Source organism: Acidicapsa borealis (assembly GCF_059115245.1).
This window is the reverse complement of record NZ_JCACNY010000001.1, coordinates 796,164-815,472: the sequence shown is the minus strand read 5'-3', so window position 1 is coordinate 815,472 and position 19,309 is coordinate 796,164. Positions and strand designations below refer to the sequence as shown.

At 58.5% G+C, this 19,309-nt stretch carries 18 protein-coding genes; all 18 read left to right on the top strand.

Going from position 1 to position 19,309, the window contains the following annotated elements:
- Positions 1 to 39: 39 nt before the first annotated feature.
- Positions 40 to 2,217 carry a tetratricopeptide repeat protein gene (locus tag AC5S27_RS03420; protein WP_493933173.1) on the top strand — a complete coding sequence of 726 codons (2,178 nt, stop codon included), beginning with the start codon at positions 40 to 42 and terminating at the stop codon, positions 2,215 to 2,217.
- Positions 2,218 to 2,266: 49 nt separating this feature from the next.
- Positions 2,267 to 4,393: a glutaminase family protein gene (locus AC5S27_RS03415; protein WP_493933172.1), complete on the top strand. Its 2,127-nt coding sequence runs from the start codon at positions 2,267 to 2,269 to the stop codon at positions 4,391 to 4,393.
- A gap of 106 nt (positions 4,394 to 4,499) precedes the next feature.
- Positions 4,500 to 6,032, top strand: a complete 1,533-nt coding sequence (locus tag AC5S27_RS03410) for a protein adenylyltransferase SelO (RefSeq protein WP_493933171.1) — start codon at positions 4,500 to 4,502, stop codon at positions 6,030 to 6,032.
- A gap of 55 nt (positions 6,033 to 6,087) precedes the next feature.
- Positions 6,088 to 6,297, top strand: a complete 210-nt coding sequence (locus AC5S27_RS03405) for a hypothetical protein (protein ID WP_493933170.1) — start codon at positions 6,088 to 6,090, stop codon at positions 6,295 to 6,297.
- Positions 6,298 to 6,744: 447 nt separating this feature from the next.
- Positions 6,745 to 7,119, top strand: a complete 375-nt coding sequence (locus AC5S27_RS03400) for a DUF2384 domain-containing protein (protein ID WP_114205728.1) — start codon at positions 6,745 to 6,747, stop codon at positions 7,117 to 7,119.
- Positions 7,120 to 7,130: 11 nt separating this feature from the next.
- Complete coding sequence (locus tag AC5S27_RS03395) at positions 7,131 to 7,760, top strand: RES family NAD+ phosphorylase (RefSeq protein WP_493933169.1); 630 nt, start codon at positions 7,131 to 7,133, stop codon at positions 7,758 to 7,760.
- A gap of 257 nt (positions 7,761 to 8,017) precedes the next feature.
- Positions 8,018 to 8,386 carry a hypothetical protein gene (locus tag AC5S27_RS03390; protein ID WP_493933168.1) on the top strand — a complete coding sequence of 123 codons (369 nt, stop codon included), beginning with the start codon at positions 8,018 to 8,020 and terminating at the stop codon, positions 8,384 to 8,386.
- Between the two features lie 13 nt (positions 8,387 to 8,399).
- The gene (locus AC5S27_RS03385; RefSeq protein ID WP_158750584.1) at positions 8,400 to 8,663 is read left to right on the top strand and encodes a VirB3 family type IV secretion system protein; all 264 of its coding nucleotides are present in this window, start codon (positions 8,400 to 8,402) and stop codon (positions 8,661 to 8,663) included.
- On the top strand, positions 8,644 to 11,013 hold the full coding sequence (locus AC5S27_RS03380; protein WP_493933167.1) for a VirB4 family type IV secretion system protein: 2,370 nt from the start codon (positions 8,644 to 8,646) through the stop codon (positions 11,011 to 11,013). The genes AC5S27_RS03385 and AC5S27_RS03380 overlap by 20 nt, the downstream gene beginning before the upstream one ends.
- Before the next feature lie 30 nt (positions 11,014 to 11,043).
- Positions 11,044 to 11,877 (top strand): TrbG/VirB9 family P-type conjugative transfer protein, encoded by an 834-nt coding sequence (locus AC5S27_RS03375; RefSeq protein ID WP_493933166.1) that lies wholly within the window; start codon positions 11,044 to 11,046, stop codon positions 11,875 to 11,877.
- A 2-nt stretch (positions 11,878 to 11,879) separates the two neighbouring features.
- On the top strand, positions 11,880 to 13,199 hold the full coding sequence (locus tag AC5S27_RS03370) for a TraB/TrbI/VirB10 family type IV secretion system protein (RefSeq protein ID WP_493933165.1): 1,320 nt from the start codon (positions 11,880 to 11,882) through the stop codon (positions 13,197 to 13,199).
- A gap of 14 nt (positions 13,200 to 13,213) precedes the next feature.
- A complete protein-coding gene (locus AC5S27_RS03365) occupies positions 13,214 to 13,447 on the top strand; it encodes a hypothetical protein (protein WP_493933164.1) in 234 nt (77 codons plus the stop codon).
- Between the two features lie 236 nt (positions 13,448 to 13,683).
- The gene (locus AC5S27_RS03360; protein ID WP_493933163.1) at positions 13,684 to 14,472 is read left to right on the top strand and encodes a hypothetical protein; all 789 of its coding nucleotides are present in this window, start codon (positions 13,684 to 13,686) and stop codon (positions 14,470 to 14,472) included.
- 31 nt (positions 14,473 to 14,503) lie between these two features.
- Positions 14,504 to 15,421, top strand: a complete 918-nt coding sequence (locus AC5S27_RS03355; protein ID WP_493933162.1) for a type IV secretion system protein — start codon at positions 14,504 to 14,506, stop codon at positions 15,419 to 15,421.
- Between the two features lie 161 nt (positions 15,422 to 15,582).
- On the top strand, positions 15,583 to 16,389 hold the full coding sequence (locus AC5S27_RS03350; protein ID WP_493933161.1) for a VirB8/TrbF family protein: 807 nt from the start codon (positions 15,583 to 15,585) through the stop codon (positions 16,387 to 16,389).
- Positions 16,386 to 17,360: a TadA family conjugal transfer-associated ATPase gene (locus AC5S27_RS03345; protein WP_493933160.1), complete on the top strand. Its 975-nt coding sequence runs from the start codon at positions 16,386 to 16,388 to the stop codon at positions 17,358 to 17,360. Before AC5S27_RS03350 ends, AC5S27_RS03345 begins: the two co-directional genes overlap by 4 nt.
- 519 nt (positions 17,361 to 17,879) lie before the next feature.
- Positions 17,880 to 18,272, top strand: a complete 393-nt coding sequence (locus AC5S27_RS03340) for a single-stranded DNA-binding protein (RefSeq protein WP_493933159.1) — start codon at positions 17,880 to 17,882, stop codon at positions 18,270 to 18,272.
- Between the two features lie 92 nt (positions 18,273 to 18,364).
- Positions 18,365 to 19,300: a RepB family DNA primase gene (locus tag AC5S27_RS03335; protein WP_493933158.1), complete on the top strand. Its 936-nt coding sequence runs from the start codon at positions 18,365 to 18,367 to the stop codon at positions 19,298 to 19,300.
- Positions 19,301 to 19,309 lie beyond the last annotated feature (9 nt).

Sequence of the window (19,309 nt, the reverse complement as noted above, 5' to 3'; positions counted from 1 at the left end):
CTCCTGCTGACCCGGAATCATGGTCTCCCAATACACCCTATGGCCAAGCTCAAGCGCACAATTCGCAGGTTTACGCCGCAGAGCTCGCTGCTGCCGGCAATCGTATTCGCCCTTGCCGCATCCAGCTCTGGCATGGCGCAATCCCCGTCCTGCCCGGCAGTTGCCGAGCACGAGCCGACACCCGCGGAAGCTGCCTTCAACTCCGGCAGCTTCTCGGAGGCTGCCGACCTCTATACGCAAGCCCTGGCAAGCCAGCCAAACGACGCCGGGACCGCCGCCGCTCTTGCGCGCGCCCAGATACGCCTGGGCAAGATAGATCAGGCGGCTGAAACAGTAAACAAAGGGCTGCCCGCGAATCCCAAATCCGCGCCTCTCCTGACCTCACTCGCTGAGATCCAGCTTCGTCAGGGTCAGCCCTGGCTTGCGCTCGACTCGCTCAAGACCGCGGAAGCCGCCGATCCCTGCTATGCACGCCTCCATCTCATCCGCAGCAGGATCTACCGCGTCGATTCGATGTATGCCTCCGAGCGTGCCGAGATCCAGCGCGCCAACGACATCGATCCGAGCAACAAAGAGATCCACCGCGCCTTTTCGACCACGATCACGCCGGCGCATGAGATCGAGTCCCTGGCCAACTCGCTCGCAACCATGAAAGACCTGGACGCCGAGAGCCGCCAACGCGCCGAGCAGTCCATGCACAGCATGATGCCTCTGCTCTGGGAGAACAATCAGACCTGCCAGGTGCTGCCCACCACGCCTTCCGCCACGTTCCCGCTTCAGCCGACCTACCAGGACGCAAAGCACGTCGACGGCTACCGCATCGAGGTCGAATTCCCCAAGAGCAAGGCGCATCTCCAGGTCGATACCGCCGCATCCGGCCTGTTCATCAGCCGCGCGCTCGCGGATCAGAACGGCTTCAAACCCTCCGAAGGCGGACCGCCGGGCACTGTCCACGTCGACAGCTTCCACGTCGGCCCGCTCGAATTCCGCGATTGCGTGGTCGGCGTGAATGACGCGCCATTTGCCGGCAACGCCGATGGCTTCATCGGCACTGACATCTTCGCCGGCTACCTCATTACGTTGAACTTCGCGACAGGCCGTCTGACCCTGGCGCCGCTGCCGCCAGAGCCCGGCATTCTCCCCGGCGACCGCATCACATCACCAGAGTTGCAGGGCTTCAATCCCGTCTACCACCGGCAGCAGTTTCTCCTTGTTCCGGCGATGCTCAACAACAAGGTCCGCAAGCTCTTCATGCTGGACTCGGGAATCCGCTACAGCACTATGAACTCCGACGTGGCGCATTCGGTTTCCACCACCAAGGTCAACTTCACCAACACCATGGACACCGCCTCTGGCGCGAAGCTGCAGGTCTACCGCGACAGCTTCGACTTTCAGCTGGCCAACCTGTCGCTGACCCATCAGAGCCACATCCTGGAAATGAACACCACCAACGAAGACCGGCAGGCGGGCATGCAGATCGCCGGCAAGCTCGGCTTCGACATGCTGCACTCGCTCGTACTCAACCTCGATTACCGCGACGGTCTCATCAAGCTCGAAGCGCCGGAAGCGCAGGGCACAGCGGGCGCGAACGGCGTCACCATGACCGCCTCAAAGGACAAAGCAGCGGAGACTCAAGAGTGCCCGCCGGAAGACACGCGCGACCGGCCGCTCTCCTCCACCATCGTCGCCAAAGTTACCGGCCTGATTGAATCCGGACACATCAAAGCAGGCAAAGAGATCACCGTTCAGATCGGCAATGAATGGAGCTATCCCGACTGCAATCTTCCCGCCAACTCCTTTCTCTACGGTCACGTCACCGCGTCCTCTTCCGCAAAGGGCTCGGACCCTTCCGAACTCTCGCTCGTTTTCGACCACGGCGACTGCTACGGGAAGGATAAGCGAGCTATTTCCCTGCGCGTGATTGGCCTCGTCGGCCCTCCTGATCCGGACGCAAATTTGAATGGAGCCATGCCCAGTCAGGTCGCAGGGTCCGGGCGCAGCATCAGCAACCTCGCATCCGATACTGGCGCTAACCTCGACCTCAACCCCGGCGGCCCGCCGCATACCGTACACCCCGGCATCGTGTCTGGCATGCCCAAGGTGAAACTCGAACCGCAGGGAGGCCCTGGCTGCAGTACCCGCATCACCAGCAGCGAGCACAGTGTTCGACTTGGCGCCGGCACAGAGCTGATCCTCTCCATGTACCAAACACGCTGAACTGTCTTCACAGCAACATAAGCACTTCATACCAAATCCCGGAGTATTCATGATCGATTTTTCCGCAAGTGGACTTATTGCCTTCGCCTCAGTCCGTCGGGCCACAATCAAGAAAGCCGTCACCTCCTTCGCGCTGCTAGCATGCGCTGGTCTCGTCGGTGCTGCGCAAAGGCGTCCGCCCGCCGTCCCGCTGATCGCGCACAACCCCTACTTCAGCGTATGGTCCACGACGAATAAACTCACCGATGGCCCAACGCGCCATTGGACCGGCTCAGAACAACCGATGCTTGGAATGGTGCAGATCGACCATAAGCCCTACCGCTTCATGGGCGGTTGGCCGGACGAAGTTCCAGCCATGCAGCAGACTGCGCTTGAGCTCACGCCGACGCATACGCACTACACCTTCACAGCAGCCGGTATCTCCCTCAAGGTCACCTTCCTTTCGCCGCTTATCGCCAGCGATCTCGACCTCGTCTCGCGGCCTGTGACCTATCTCACCTGGACGGCAACAGCCACGGATGGCCAGAGCCATGATGTAAGCCTTTACCTGGACGTGGACCCGCGCATCGCCGTCAATCACGGGGACCAGCAGGTTGTCTGGGGACGCACGCAGACGCAGAACCTCACCGTGCTCAACGTCGGCTCGCGCGACCAGCAGCCGGTGAACCGCAGCGGCGATGACCTCCGCATCGACTGGGGCTACTTCCACCTCGTCGTGCCAACTTCCGAGCATGCCATCACCGCCGAATCTACAGAAGCCATGCATGAATTCATCGCGCACGGAACTGTGACCGGCGCTGACGACATGGATATGCCTCGCGCTCCGTTTTCAGATGCGCCACACCTTACCGTCGTTCTCCCCCTTGGAGAAGTCGGTGCATCTGCCGTCAGCCGTCACGTGCTGCTTTCCTACACGCAGGGCCCGGCGATCGAGTACCTCGGCCGCCGCATGAAGGAGTACTGGCAGCGCGATAACCAGCCCGTCGAAGTGATGCTGGAACTCGCCGAAAAAGATCGCGAATCCATCGAAGCCCGCAGTAACTCGTTCGACCAGGAACTTACCGCCGACCTCAAGCACGTTGGCGGCGATAACTACGCCTATCTCGCCACACTCGCCTATCGCCAGGCCCTCGCGGCCAACGGCCTCGTCGCGGACTTCGATGGCACACCTCTGTTCTTTCCCAAGGAAAACTTCAGCAACGGCTGCATCGCCACGGTGGACGTCATCTATCCTGCCGCGCCCATCCTCCTGCTGCTCAATCCCAAGCTGCTCGAAGCCCAGCTCAAGCCAGTCTTCGAGTACGCCGCGCTGCCTCGCTGGAAGTTCCCATTTGCTCCGCATGATCTCGGCCAGTATCCGCTCGCCAACGGCCAGGTATACGGCGGCGGCGAACGCACCGAGGAAGACCAGATGCCGATTGAAGAGACCGGCAACCTGCTCATCCTCGCAGCAGCACTCAACCAGGCCGAAGGCGATACTCACCTCATCAAGGAGTACTGGCCTACCTTCACCAAGTGGGCAAACTATCTCCTCGAGAAAGGCCTCGACCCGGAAAACCAGCTCTCCACCGACGACTTCGCCGGCCACCTCGCGCACAACGCCAACCTGTCCATCAAGGCCATCGACGGCCTCGGCGCCTACGCCAAGATGGCCCGCACTCTGGGCCTGAAATCCGTAGCCGACGAGTACTCCTCCAAGGCAAGAACCATGGCTGCCAAGTGGGAAACCATGGACAAGGAAGGCGACCACTACAAGTTAGCCTTCGACAGCTCCAACACCTGGAGCCAGAAGTACAACCTCGTCTGGGACGACCTGCTCGATCTCAAGCTATTCAACCCGCAGATCAAGCGCACCGAGCTCGCCTACTACAAGTCGCACTTCAACACCTACGGTCTACCGCTCGATGTTCGCAAGACCTACACCAAGCTCGATTGGGAGATCTGGACAGCGACGATGGCCGAGACCCCGGAAGAGTTCCAGGAGTTCATGGGGCCCATCGCCAAATGGCTCGATGAAACTCCAACCCGCGTCCCGCTCACCGACTGGTATGAAACCACCAACGGCAGACAGGTCGGCTTTCAGGCCCGCTCCGTCGTCGGCGGAGTCTTCATCAAGGCTCTGGCGGACAAAGCAGTCGCAGCGAAATGGCAGGCTAAGGCCAACAAGCCTTCGTGAATTTGCAAGGTCTGATCCACTCCTGTGCAGTACCCGCGCCTCAGACTCCGGCCACCGTCGGGGATGGGGCGCAAGTCATTTCTGCGCACGCGCGTAAAATGAAGCGATGGGCTTCTCCGGCGATCCAGCACTCGCGACCACGTCATCCACCGGTTCGCTCCGCTTCAACTTCGATAACTCCTATGCCCGCCTGCCGGAACACTTTTACGCCCGCGTGAACCCTACCCGCGTAGCCGCGCCGCAACTGATCAAAATCAACACAGAGCTTGCGCATTACCTGGGCCTCGATCCCGAAGCTTTGGCCAGTCCTGAAGGTATCCAAATCCTGGCTGGCAATGTCATCGCTGAGGGCTCCGAACCCATCGCCATCGCTTATGCCGGCCACCAGTTCGGACATTTCGTTCCGCAACTCGGTGACGGCCGCGCCAACCTGCTAGGTGAAGTGAAAGCCCGCGACGGACTCCGATACGACATCCAGCTCAAAGGCTCAGGCGCCACGCCATTCTCCCGCCGCGGTGACGGACGAGCCGCTCTCGGCCCCGTGCTGCGCGAATACCTGGTCAGCGAAGCCATGCATTCCCTTGGAGTACCCACCACGCGCGCACTTGCCGCCGTCACCACCGGCGAACGCGTTATGCGGGAAGCGTTCTTTCCCGGAGCAGTGCTCGCCCGCGTTGCCAGCAGCCACATCCGTGTCGGTACCTTTCAGTACTTCGCCGCGCAGGGCGACGTAGACGCGGTCCGCACTCTGGCCAACTTCGCGATTGCCCGGCACTACCCCGGAATTGCACAGTCCGATCAGTCGTATCGGAGCTTCCTTGATGGCGTCGTCCAGCGCCAGGCCAAACTCATTGCGCAATGGATGCTGCTCGGGTTCATTCACGGCGTCATGAACACCGACAACACATCCATCTCAGGCGAGACCATCGACTACGGCCCTTGCGCCTTCCTGGAAGCCTACGATCCCAACACCGTCTTCAGCTCCATTGACCAGAACGGCCGCTACGGCTACAGCAACCAGCCTCCGGCGGCACTCTGGAACCTCGCCCGCCTGGCCGAAACCCTGCTTCCACTTTTCGCGCTCGAAACCGGCAGCCAGGAGGCCGCCCTGGCCGCCGCTCACGAATCACTCGGAACCTTCGAGCCGACATTCCTTACCGCTCGCAAGGCAGGTCTGCGCCGCAAGCTAGGCTTATCTACCGAACGCGAAGGCGACACGGAGTTAGGCGAAGACCTGCTCAAGCAAATGGCCGCCAACCGCGCCGACTTCACCCTCACCTTCCGCCTTCTCTGCGACGCCGCGGCTGCACCCGAAGCCGATCAGCAGGTCCGCGCACAGTTCGCTAACCCGGCAGCCTACGACGAATGGGCCGTCCGATGGCGTGATCGCCTGCAGCAGGAATCAGACGCGCCAGAAGCAAGCATTGCGTCCATGAAACTCGCTAATCCAACCTTCATCCCGCGCAACCACCTGGTCGCAGAAGTCATCGACGCCGCAGTCCAACGCCAGGAATTTCAACCATTCGAAGACCTGCTCGCCGTCGTCACACGCCCTTACGAGGACACACCCGGACTCGAAAAATACCAGCAGCCCGCCAGCCCCGAAGAACGCGTCCTCGAAACCTTCTGCGGAACCTGATCGAAGAGCAACTCCACAGCCCCAGATTCCTGTCAGGAATCTTGGGATTGGGGCAATGTTCGTCGATAAGCAGAAGCGGCTCCGGGAAGGAAAAGGGCGCTATCTGGGGGCTCAGTCGCCGAAGTTCGCCTGCGACACGATCGCTGTTCTGAGTCACGCGCATATTCGTCGTCATCAGCAGGTAGGCAGCACCGCTGCGCTTGATGCGGTTCACCGCGAGATGGGCATGTTCGTACGAAACGTCAAACAGGCAATCGCGGCATAACAACGTCCGAGTGGGTCACCGATCTCCGACCAGAACCCTGCAAGCGCAAGACAACGCAAATTCGAGTCCTGGTTCAGCACATTTCTGCGTGAGGGAAGCTGGTAAGTCTGAGGAGGCAAACGGGCAAAAATCCGGGAGACGAAGGGTCCGCTACGGTTCAACTTCTATGTTACGTAAATGTCGATTTGGTTGCGGGGGTAGGATTTGAACCTACGACCTTTGGGTTATGAGTGAGAGTATAAACGTAGTTTCAACGAGTTGCAAGGCCCGATCGGGAGCCTTAAGTAGCTGTAAGTCGTTGAAAAGACGTAGAGCGATTTTTTGCTCCGGGTCGAAACCGGGTTGAAAACCCAACGACCTTTGGTTTCCAACCCGGCGAGAGTCACGTTTGCGATACTTTGACGATACCTCAACGAGACTCTATACTGCATGTAGAGGTGACCTAAAATGTTGGCGACTTCTACGTTCGCGAGTGCCGATCCAGCTCTCTTCAATCCACAGTCAGGACGACTTGATGCGTCGCGCATCGCAAGTGAAATTCAACTGCCCGTCTCAACAATCGCCGAGGCCATCGGCAAGAAGGCCCCAAGCGTTCGCAAGCATCCCGACGCAAGCAGCCTGCAGCCAGAGCTGCGCCGCGTTTACCGCATCTGGGTGGCAATCGTGGAACTTTATGCCGGGAACAAGAAGAGCGCCCGGATATTTCTGAACGCACCAAACAAGCATCTCGAAAATCAGGCCCCCGTCGAGTTCATCGAAGGCGGCGACCTCAAACCCCTAGAGGCTCTCGTCGAGGCCATGACCACTAGGCAGCCAGCCTAGCGAGGGCGACCGTGCATTCTCCCGATCGACTTTTGCGAGCCTTAGAGACCGCCCCGGTTCAGCCGTTTACGGGATTCGTCTATCGGATCATCGCCGAGCGGCACCGGGATTCACCTCTATCAGCCATTGGGTCTGTCCGATCCGGTGGGCGCTACAACGCCCCAAATAGCTTTCCTGTTCTTTACTGCGCTGATAGCCAGATGACCGCCCTGCTCGAAGTCGAAGCCCTCTTCGCCACTGCTGATGGACAGTTGAAGGGAGCCCCACGAGATCCCGATTTGGTTCTTTCAATGCGTTGCAATTTGGCTCGTGTCCTTGACTTGACCGACGAGCGCTTTCACCGCGAACTCGGAACGACTCGTCACGAACTCGTGAGCGTGTCGCCGTCGCGGTTCATTTTGAACGCACAGGGGAAGGAAACGCCGACACAAGTCCTGGGTGCAGCATGCTCTTTCAGTGGCCGCATCTCTGCGTTGAAGGTTCCCAGTGCAGCGCATAGCAGCGGCTACTGTCTCGACATCTTCCCAGACTCGTTACTCGTGGGTGAGCGAGTCCATATCATGGACGAGAGCGGCAGAATCAATGCCCAAATTGACGGCCTGATTCCTATCCCGGTGATCGCGCGAACTCGCTCCTCATAAGCCACAACCGAATTTCAATCCTTAATACATCAAGCATTTTTGTGTCACGCAGAAGTGCGTAACGCCAAATCGTGCTGACCTTCCCAAAGGGCGAGAGGCCCTAGCGCGACGCATCGGGTACTTCGGACGGAGTGCCTGAAAGCTGACGCTTATTCTCCTGATGAATAAGCGACCCTCTCCCATTTATTGGACTCCGTGAACCGAGTGATTCTACGTTGCCCATATCGCAACCGAATCCACGGTTGATTGAGGTGCCAATGCAGATCAAAGTTAGGCTCGATTCCCGGCCCATCCAGAGGTGGGCAAGACTCTTCTCAACACAGACGCTACTCCGTGCCGCGCGCGTGATGGGGCCGACTCTGGTCGCCCTTACATTCGCCGGCGTTGCTCATGCCCAGGGAACGATGGATTTCTCCGGGGCGCAAACCTTGATGGGCACCTTCAAAACTTTTGCGATTTACGCAGGTGCCGTTATCTGCTTCGGCGGGCTCATTTTCGCGGGAATCCGCATGATGAGTGGTCGTTTTCAAGATGCTATACCAGGCCTCTTCGGTGCGCTATTCGGTGCCGGAGTGCTCGGCTGGGGTGCCGGTTGGATAGGCAGCCTGACCGGACAGTCGATGTAGGAGGTGCATCGACATGACCAAGCGGGGAGAACCGTTACCGATCAATCAGGCCATGAACAGGCCCAGAGCCAAGCTAGGGCTCGACCTCTCGACATGGATGGCCATTGTGTTTGTGAACGTAACGGTTTTCCTCGTTGGGTTCCGACTGCTGGCGATTTTGAGCTTTCCGACGATGGCCGTCGCGGCTTGGCTCATCATCCGCAAACACCCAAAGATGTTCCAGCTCTGGGGCCTGAGCCTCAACCAGAAGAGCTACTATGACCCGCGAAAACACTGAGCAAATCAAACATACGCCGTGGTTCGCGAAGGCCGGAGCCGCGTGCAGCATCGTTCCGATTGCACGCTTCGTTAGCCCCAATATCTTCGCGCTGAAGGGAGGTGGCTATGGATGCCTTTTCTCTCTGATCGGTATCGACGAAGAGGGTGTCACCGACCTTGAGCTTGACTCGCGTATGCGCTCCATTGAAGGCGCACTCCGTGGACTGCCCGAAGGCTCCTGTCTCTATCAGTACACGCGAGTGATGTCGGGCTTCGATCTTCCACGCCAGGCGAACTATACGAATCCCATCACAGAGGCGTTCGCATCTGACCGGCTAGACTTTCTCAGGCAAAATGCAGCCTTCCGCCGCATTGACCTTCACTGGTGTTTGACGCTGGAGCCATCAAAGGCCAAAGCGTTCGAGCGCAAGCCACAAGAGAATGCCGTCGATACCTCGCGTATGTTGTCCGATCTTGAAAAGACGGCAACCATTCTTCAGTCCCATCTCGGCAGCTCGTTAGGACTGGGTTTGCTCGACAAGACCGAGACCTTCCAGTTTTTCAGCTATCTCTTCAACCTCGAAGAGTGGGCCGAGCGGGATCAGCTTCGCAGCGACGCCGGAGTGGACAGGCAGATCGTGAAGAGTCCGGTCGCATGGCACAGCGACCACGTCACGGTGGGCAAACGCCACGTACAGATGTTCTCTCTCAAGACGACACCTGAAGCGTCGCGGCCCTGCCTTTTCTCCGGCTTGCTCACTCTCGACTGCGATAGCGTGCTGTGCTCGACATGGCGGGTGAAGTCCACGGCGGCAGCTCGCAAGGAAATCGACTCCCAGGAGAAGTTCATCTCTTTTTTCAAGGTCGGTGTTCTGACCCGTGTGATGAGCGGACGGGATACTGCGTCGCTCGAAACCGGCGCGAAAGCGAAGGCCGCCAATATCAACGTCGATGACCTCAGCGAAGTCATCCGTGGTCTCGATAAGAAGGCGCAGGGCGAATTCTCTTTGCGTCTCCTACTTGCAGCGCGAAGCCAGGAGCAACTTCGCGACGTTGTCCCGGCTGTGCATCGGATCTTCGTCGATGCAAGGGCGCAGGTGATGGAAGAGACGCTTGGAAACCTTTCAGGTTTCTACGCTATGTTCCCCGGCAATCACAAGTTCAACGTCTTCCCGCTGTGGTTGTCAGAGGATCATCACGCGCGGCTGTCCTCCGTCTTCGCACCCCATATCGGGCATCCGCACTCGGACGACTTGGATTCGGAATACCTCAACATCTTCGAGACGAGGACGCGGACGCCGTTTTTTCAAGACGTGTATGTGGAAGGTGTGCGCGTCATGCTCATCATCGGGCCAACCGGCTCCGGTAAGTCCGTGCATGGGAACGCAGCGATTGCTCTTGAGCAGAAGTATGGCGGTTTTACCTACATTTTCGACATTGGCGGCAGCTACGAAAGCGTGGTCGAGCTATACGGTGGCAAGGTTGACCGAGTAGGTAAAGACGGCCCGCGCATCAATCCATTCTCACTTGAACCCACCGAGAGCAACATCAAGTTTCTTTACTCCTTCATCAAATTGCTGCTTACCAACGGCGGCGCAGAGCTGGAGCCGGAAGACGACGACGTGATCCACAAGGCCGTTCAGGATATGTACCTGCTCGATCCTGAGAACCGCCGCCTCTCGAATCTCTTCCTTCCCAAGAAGCTCGACCGCTATCTCTCGAAATGGGTTGGCAAAGGCATATATAACGCTGTCTTTGACAACATTGAAGACAGCCTCTCGCTTTCGCGACTCCAGTGTTTCGACTTCCAGGGTGTGAACAACGAGCAGTACGCGGACCTCATCGAGCCGTTGATGGTGTGGCTCCTCCGCCGGATCAACGATGTGCTGTATAACCCCGCCAATCTTGGGGTTCCGAAGCACATCCTCATTGAAGAAATCTTTTCTTCGATGAAGAACAAGCAGCTCTTGGATGGTGCGCTCGCTTCCATCAAGACGGTTCGCAAGAATCTCGGCGGCGTGACCATGATCGGCCAGTCCGCCGATGACCTCGGCGGAAACGCCGACAGCATTGTGAATTCCTGCACGTCATTCCTGTTTCTCAAAGATGCGACCTTCAATCGGCAGCGTTACGCCGAACTGTTCAAGATGAACGAACAGCAGCTCGCTCTCTTCGAGAGCTTGCAGGACCGCGAGGGCTTGTACATCCGTCGCGATGGGCTCACCAAGGTGGTGACGCTTCGGCTCGACAAGCGCAGCTACGCCACGTTCTCTACCAAGCCGAAGGATCGTGTTCGCCGCAGCAAGTTGATCGAAAAGTACGGACTCACCGAGGGCATCACGCGCTTTGCCCAGGGCGAGACTGTGTAACCAATCCCACCCCCACCGAAAGGACTCCCTGTGAAACCGCCCATTATCCTCGTCATCTCCTGTGGCCTCGCCTTCGCTGCTACTGCCAATGCAGCGATCGACCAACCGCACCATCTGGAACCAGCCGCGCCGCGCACCGTTACGGTGTCGGAGGCAGACACGCCTCCCGCTATCCGTGCCGGCCTCCTGCAATCGACGCTCATCATGCTGCCTGCTGAGGAGAAGGTCGCCAACGTATTCGCCGGCGACACGGTGAATTGGGTATTTGACGGCGGCCACGTCGCCAGCCGCTTTATCAGCGTTAAGCCAAAGGTGGCGAACGCCACGACGGACATTCACATCGTGTCCGACCACGGCAACGAGTACACCCTTCAGCTCCGCGAAGTGTCGAGTGACGCTGACGCTCACTTCGATTCCAAAGTCTTCATCACGCCGGGCGACAAGGCCGCAAAGGAGCGACTGACCGAGTTGCCGGTGTTCGTGCCGGCTGCTGACTTGGAGAAGGCGAAACAGGAAGCGGCAGCCGCCAAAGCTGCGCAGATCGCCGAATTGAAGGCCGAGGACACAAAGGCCGAGACCTACCGCAGCAAATATCCCGGCACACTCCACTTCGACTACACCTGGGACACCAAGAAAGGCAATGCGCTGGGCCTTGAACAGATATGGCATGACGACAAGTTCACCTATTTGCGAGGCCACTTCCAGGAGACACCCGCGCTCTATGAGGTGAAGGAGAAGAAGCCGTCGCTCATAAACTTCGATTTCAGTAACGGTCTCTACACCGTGCCGAAGGAACTCGACAACGGCTACCTCGCCATCGGCAAGCAGAAAGTCGAGTTTCACCGTGCGGAAGGAAAGGAATAGTCATGGCCGACGAAAATCTGAATCAACCCGCCACCGTTCCAGAACAGCCCGAAGCGAAGCCGCCCGTGCGCAAAGGAATGCCGTTGGTCATTGCGCTTGTCGTCATCATCGCGCTGATTGGCATCGCCAACTTGTCGAGTCTGGTTAGCGGCAACAAAAGGGCGGCGTCGCAAAGCGCGTTGCCGATGCGCCCGGCCACGGCAAACCCGCAGCAGGTGTCGAGCTTCCAGACCCAGCAACAGGCGCAGGCCCGGCAGGATGCCGACCTCGCCCAGAGGCAACAGCAGCTCGCAGCCGCCATGCAGCAATTACAGGCGGCGCAAGAGACGCCCGGTCCGGAGGCCGCTGGCGCACCTCCGATGACCGTTGCGCAGCGCGACGCGATCTACGGCAACAGCGCGAATGCGCCACCCCACACTTCCAACGTCTCGGAAGCGCAGGCGGAGGCCAAGCAAAAGCAGCTTGCGCGGGAAAAACAGCAACAGGACGCCATCAATAGCGATACCGTCGCCATCGACTTCCAGCACTCCGGCAACGCCGCCGTGGTCGCGCCCACGACTACCGCTGTACTCGGCGAACGTCAGGAGGCGTCGTCCAAAGCCAGCGGCGAAGCCATTCCTCCCGCACTTGATGCCTCTGCCAAGAAGCTCGCCATTGCGGAGGCGAGCGCAGATCAACAAACGAGACCGAGCGCAAAGGCCGACCCGATGGGGCCGTATGACTTCGACACCTACGATGGGCGCCTGTATCGGATTTTTGAGGGCACAGTGTTGGAGGCGGTCGTCACTAATCACATCGACGGCGGATTCAGTGGGCCGATCATGCTGGACCTGACCACCGATCTCTACTCCCATGACCACCAGCAGCTTCTCTTGCCCCAAGGAACGCGGTTGCTTGGAACTGTGCAGAGCGTTGGTAGCGAACAGCAGCGCAAGATGTTCGTCACCTTCCATCGCGCAATCTGCCCGGACGGATTCTCTTTGGAGTTCGCGAAGTTCATCGGCCTTGACCAGATCGGCACAACCGGTATGGCCACGAAGGTGAATCATGGCTATCTCGAAGCATTCGCAGCCGCGGCAGCGATCGGCGGCTTGGGCGGCCTTGCTCAGATCGGCAACAACGGAAGCGTCTTCACGCCTTCAACCGAGATTCGCAACGGCATCTCCGAGCAGTCCGCTCAAGAGGGCGAGCAGGTTCTCAATCACTTCCTGAATCGCCTGCCCGTCATCACGCTGAAGGAAGGTTCGCGCGCCCGTGTGTACATTGGCACGGATTTACTTGTCCCGTCCTACGCGGAGCATCGCGTCAGCCCCACTTTGTAGACAGGAGTACCGAGATGGATGATCGCTTCGTACATTTGCTTCGCAAGTCCCGCGATGCCAAGCAGGGCGGTTCCGAAGCGTGGGCTGTGCAGTCGACCGGCGAGAAAGTTGCCGTCGCACTGGTTCTCAACCGCGCCGATTGGCTCGCCGAGATCGGATACACGCTTCCCGAGGCTATCGAGCGCAGCGGCGCGGAGTGGATGGCGATGATTCCGCAGATCGCCCGCCAGCTTGCAGAGGAGGAGTGAACGCGATGCAGAGGATTAGTCTCGATCGCTTGTATCAGGTCTCCGCAATCACGACCGCTATTGTGCTCGTTCTCCTGCTCACCGGGACAACTACCGGGCGCGAAACGCTTGCATGGATTTACCTAACAGCCACGGACGCGATGGCAAATGCAACACACTTTCACGGTTTTCCCCTGGACAGGTTGGACCCGACCTGCCCGCAATGCATGTAGTTCAACCCAAACACAGGAGGCTTTATGAAAGTCACACTGACCAAACGCCGCAAGTGGCTCTTAGGGGCAGGCGCGGCTCTGCTTCTTACCGCGACCCCGAGCTTCGCCCTGTTCGGCATCGGAGATATTGTCTTCGACCCGACCAGTTACGCCAGCCTTGTATCGCAACTCACCACACTGGAATCGCAGTACAACATGCTGAAGAACAACATCACGCATTTTTCTGCGAAACAACTGTGGCAAACCGAACTCCATGCTCTTGAGAACGTGAACGTCGCCAGCATGTTTGGCGAAACTGCCGGCATCAAGATTGCGCTGAACTCTAACAACCCGAGTGCATCGTTGACCGGTTGGCAGACGGCCACGGTGCCGATGAACAGCAACGCCAACACCTACCTTGCTGGACAGCAACTCGGCAGTTCCCGGATGTCACAGCTCGCCATGATCGAAACTTCGGACGGCGTTTCGCCCGACTGCCTCACGGCTATGGGTCAGTACCGTTCGGGCAGGACAACGAACCTCACGGCCAATAGCTCGCTGATGTCTAGCCAGTTCGACAACAGCGATTCGACCAACGCGGAGGTCCAGCAGCTCAATCTCCTGAACGCTGCAGAAGGCCAGCGGATGTCGGAGATGCAGTCCCAGGGCAGCTTGCAGGTCTGCCTTGCGGGACAGATGACCGTCGCCAACATGGAACGCCGCAATGCGGCTGCGGAGGACATGAACACGGCAGCGTTCGTTCAGCAGCAGCGCTCCACGAACGATGTGAGCGCCGCGAATGAAGGTGGTACCTGGACAACGTACCTTCCCTAACCCAACCACAACCCACGATTGAGAGAGCGATATGGCGTCCATTCTTGTGTTAGCGCAGGCCCTTCCTTCCGCCAGTTCCGGCGTCGATTGGCTGTATCAGTTCACCAACAATCTGACGAACCTCACCACTCAGAACGGCGGTGCGCTGACGCAGCTCGGTCTTACAGAGCTAAGCTGTATCGCTCTCTTCACTCTGGTGAGCATGTCCATCAACTGGAGCACCACCGGCATGACCTTCCGGCTCCATCAGGATCATGTCCATTTGGGCGACCTTACCAATTTCCTGTTGAAACTCATCATTTGCTGCCTGCTCGAAAACTATTGGGTGAACCCATTCCCCGGTGCGAGCTTCGGCATCAATCACTTCTTTTCATATATTGCCCAGGCAATGGTCGCGGCCTTCGATCAAAGCTCGCTCAACAATTTGCTACAGCTCCTCAAGACCGCTGGCGACAACACCGCCATGCCATCTTTCACCGCACCACTTCAGATCCTCTGTTACGTCGTCGTGCAGCTCATGCTCGGTTTGGCTTCAGCCATTCTGTTTGTCATCAATTGCAGTTCCTTCATTTTGTACGGCGTGACTGCTCTCTTCGGTCCGGTGTTTATACCCCTTCTCATGACCAAGAATTTCCGCGCCAAGTTCTTTCACTTCCTTGATGTGCTCATCAGCTTCGCCATGATTCGCGCCGTTGCCGCTGCATTTATCTTCGTCTGGGCGGGGTTCATGAACGGGTTTATTCAGCAGACGTTCAACGGCAACTATTCGATGGAGATGTGGATGGCGAACCTCATCCCGTGCTTGATGGTGTTTGTGGCGTTCATCATCAACATGCTCTTCATCCCCAGCATGACGCAGGCGATCTTTGGCGGCGCCGCTGGACTCACGTCCGCAGCGACGCAAACAGCCGCAGGTGTAGCCGCGTTGGTGGCGAAAGCAGGTGCTTGATATGTGGAATTTCTTACTCGCATTTTTCTCCGCACGAGCCGTAGGCAGGTCACGTGTCCTTCGACGTTTGCTGGCACTCTTCTTATTCGGAGCGCTGATTGCCGCGCTGATTTATACGGCTGTCGTGTTCCATGCGGTAACGGAAAGGAGTCATCCGAGCCATGTCCACCCACACTCTTCCAATTGATACGTCTCTCACACCGAAACAGGCTGCACTTGCCGACGAGATCGGCAATGAGGTCTATGCCTCCCATTACTCAGAACGGAAGGCGTACCGCCTCATCATCGGATGCGGAACAGTTCTACTTCTAGGTTCAATGGGCTTGAATCTTTCGCTCGCCCGACGCCCCATTGCCAACCGCTACATCCGTATCGACGAGATGGGTCGCGCTCAGGCGATTCAGTACAGCGACTTGAACTACAGTCCGCGCGAAGGTGAGGTCCGAACATACCTTACGGATTGGGCCAACTATCGCTACACGATCAGCCGCGACACAATCGCCAAGAAGTATCCGCTCAACTACTACTTCTTGTCAGGAAATCTCTCTTCGCAATTGATGACCGAAGACAATGCCAATCACCTCGTCTCGCAGGTTATCGGAGGGCAGATCGAGCAGAGCGATGTCGAGGTCAAGAACGTCACCATCACTTCCATGTCGCAGGAGATCGTGCAGGGCGTCACGATGGCGCGTGGAACGGCGCTTGTAGCCATCGACAAGCTTTACTCTCCGCGCAACTCGCACGAACCGCGCGTGGAGCATTGGGGCATCAGTGTCACCTATTACCTGAATCCCAAACAGGTCAGCGATCAGGCCCGCATCTTCCCGCAGTTCGAGACGATCAATCCGCTTGGATTGACCATCACAGAGTTCCACGAGAACCGGCTCTCCGTAGATCCGATTGCACCCGGAGCAACTACCGCGTTGCCGGCTGTACCGGCGACGCCACCCGCAGGAGCATCGCGGTGAGCTACCAACTGATATTGCCGTTCTTCCCGGAAGAGCTGCGTGAGCTTCTGCTAGACCCGTCCATCTCTGACCTGATGATTAATGGAACCACGGGTGTCTACGCAGATCGTGGAGGGGTCGTTCAGCATATCCCGCTGGCGACCCCGTACACGAACGACCGGCTGCAGGCGGCGATTGAGCGCGTCGCACGGCTCCTGGGACAAGACCTCACGAGCCAGAATCCGATCCTGAATACGCGCCTTCCCGATGGCTCCCGTGTCGCCGTCGTCGGCGCTCCATCCTCCATTCATGGGCCTACGCTGACCGTCCGCAAATTCAACCGCTGGTACACCAGCGATGAATTGATCGCTTCCGGCAGCTTACCGGCGCATGTCCGGGATACGGTGGTCGACCTTGTCAACGCGAAAAAGAACGGCATCATCAGCGGCGGAACCGGTTCAGGAAAGACAACTTTGATGAAGTCGCTGCTCGATCATGTACCCCACCATGAGCGCCTCATCGTCATTGAACAACCGGCGGAATTGAAAATCGCCCATCCCAATGCGGTTCGTTGGGAGGCAGTGGAGGCCATTCCTGGCCAAGTCGCCGTCACTCCTAGCCAGCTATTGGCCGCCGCTCTTCGGCATCGGCCCGACCGCATCGTCATGGGCGAAATCCGTGATGAGTGCGGCTATGACCTCTTGCAAGCCATGAACACCGGCCACGGCGGAACGCTTTCGACCATCCACGCAAAGTCAGCGTGGGACGCTCTCAATCGGCTATCCGACTTGGCTCTCAGCGCCAGACCGAATCTGAATCATGGTTTCGTGCGGTCAGAGACCGCAGAAGCCATCGACTTCGTTCTGTACTGCGAGCGAAATGCCGCAGGCCGCCGCCGCGTGCGCGAGCTAATCTCGGTCACCGGATACGCCCATGCCGAGCAAGCATTCCAGACGGAAGAAATCTACCGCGCTCCGGCCGAGGCCGACTAACGCCCGGCCACGAGGTGAACGATGACAACCGGATTCGTTGCTGACAGTCTTCTTACTAGGCATCGGGTGTCGATACCTTCGACGGAAAGACGTGCCCTTGGGCGTGAAGACCGGAGCCTGAATCGCATGGCCAGCGGTGATGCTTTGCCGCTCGTCTTTCCAGCGTTCGTGGCAAGAGGAAGGAAGTTGCATTGCCGGGACATGGCATCGTCAGGAACCCCTGAAGACGCTCTGTCTTTGAGGCGTATCTCTCCACATCAATTCCTCGTCATGCTCGGTCACTGCTTCGGGGCCAAACCGGCGCCCTGCGGCTCGGCGTCGTTCTGCTTCGCTTGCAGCGCCCCTGCGGGGTCTCGGTTCCTCCCAAAACAAGTTTGTAAGCGCGGCCAAGAACGCCGCACAAACTTCTTCCGGGCCCCGCCAAGAAAGCACTCCTTGGCACTTGGGAGCCGGGCCCACTCGCTGGCTTTGCCAAGGGTGACCCGAGCAAGAACGGGAATTCAAAACGGAGACACGACCATGAACAAGAACAGAGCAGAACTGATGGGATTCCTCGGAGCCGATGCCGAAGTTCGCACCGGCAAGAACAACAGCAACTTCACCACCTTCTCCCTGGCCACATCGGAACGCTACAAGGACAAAGAGAGCGGCGAGTACAAGCAGATCACCGAGTGGCACCGCTGCATCGTCTTCGGCAAGTTCGGCGAGTTTGCCGCCACGCTCAAGAAGGGCGAGCACATCTACCTCGAAGGCAAGATTCGCCACTACGAGTACACGCCCAAGAAGGCCAAGAAGCCGGTACGCACCGACAGCGTCCAGGTTCTCACCATCCTCAAACTTGACCGGGCCGAGAAGGCGGCCCAGGAGGATCTGGACAACGAGCCGGAGCCGTCCGATGACATCCCGTTCTAGGGCCTGGCATCGCGCGCAGGAAGGCCCGGTGGGAGCCGGGCTTTTATCACGCTAAAGGCCTGCAACATTCCATCGCATCCGAGGTATTCGCCATGAGCCAAACTGCCACAGACTTTCTTACCCGTTGCTTCGCTCCGGGGGAGACGATTGCTCTCTTGCTTCGCAGTGATAGCGCCGCCCGTCCCGCGCAGCGGATCGTTCGACTGGAACAGGCGCTTGCACCCGCCTACCTTCGGTGGCTCGCTCACGAGAACCACGCTGGTGCCAACGTCTATGTAGCTGCCAATCCGCTCCGCTCCGGCAGCCGCCGTCGCACCAAAGAGTGCATTGCATCCGTCCGTCACCTGTATATAGATATCGACTTCGATGGGGATGCCCAGGTCGCTGCGCTTCGGACGTCAGATGTCGTCCCTTCTCCGACCGTGGTCCTCGCCACATCCCCAGGCAAGTATCAGGCGCTTTGGCGTGTTGACGGCTTTGACTTCGAGCGTCAGGAAAATACGCTGAAGCAGCTCTCCATCGTCTTTGGCGGCGACCGTGCTTGCACGGACTGCAACCGGGTACTCCGCATTCCCGGATTCTTGAATCAGAAGTATTCGCCGGCACACCTCGTCACCGTTGAATATCTATCCGACTCCGGCTGGAAGCCTGGCGACTTTCATCTCGACAATGCCGCGCTCCCGCTGCGCGGAATCGCACGGCCAATGCAGCCCGGAAAGCACACACATTCCGAGCAGGATTGGGTTTGGGTTCTTGACGAACTCGCCCAGGGCAAGGATGCGGTGAAGCTCACGCATACGCTGGCTTCCCGCCGCGCCGACAAACCCAATCCTCTCTATTACGCCCAACGCACTGTGGACATGGCTTCAGCCCGTCTCTGGCTGCTCGAAGGCGCACCCATTGACGACGTAATCACGTTGCTCGAAGTACGCCGTCGCTCCGAGATTCCCACCACGCTTTGTTCCGCTCGTGCGAGAGAGATCGCGACGACGGCTAACCGCATGATTGCCCGCTCGAAGATTGCCTGATTTATCAAC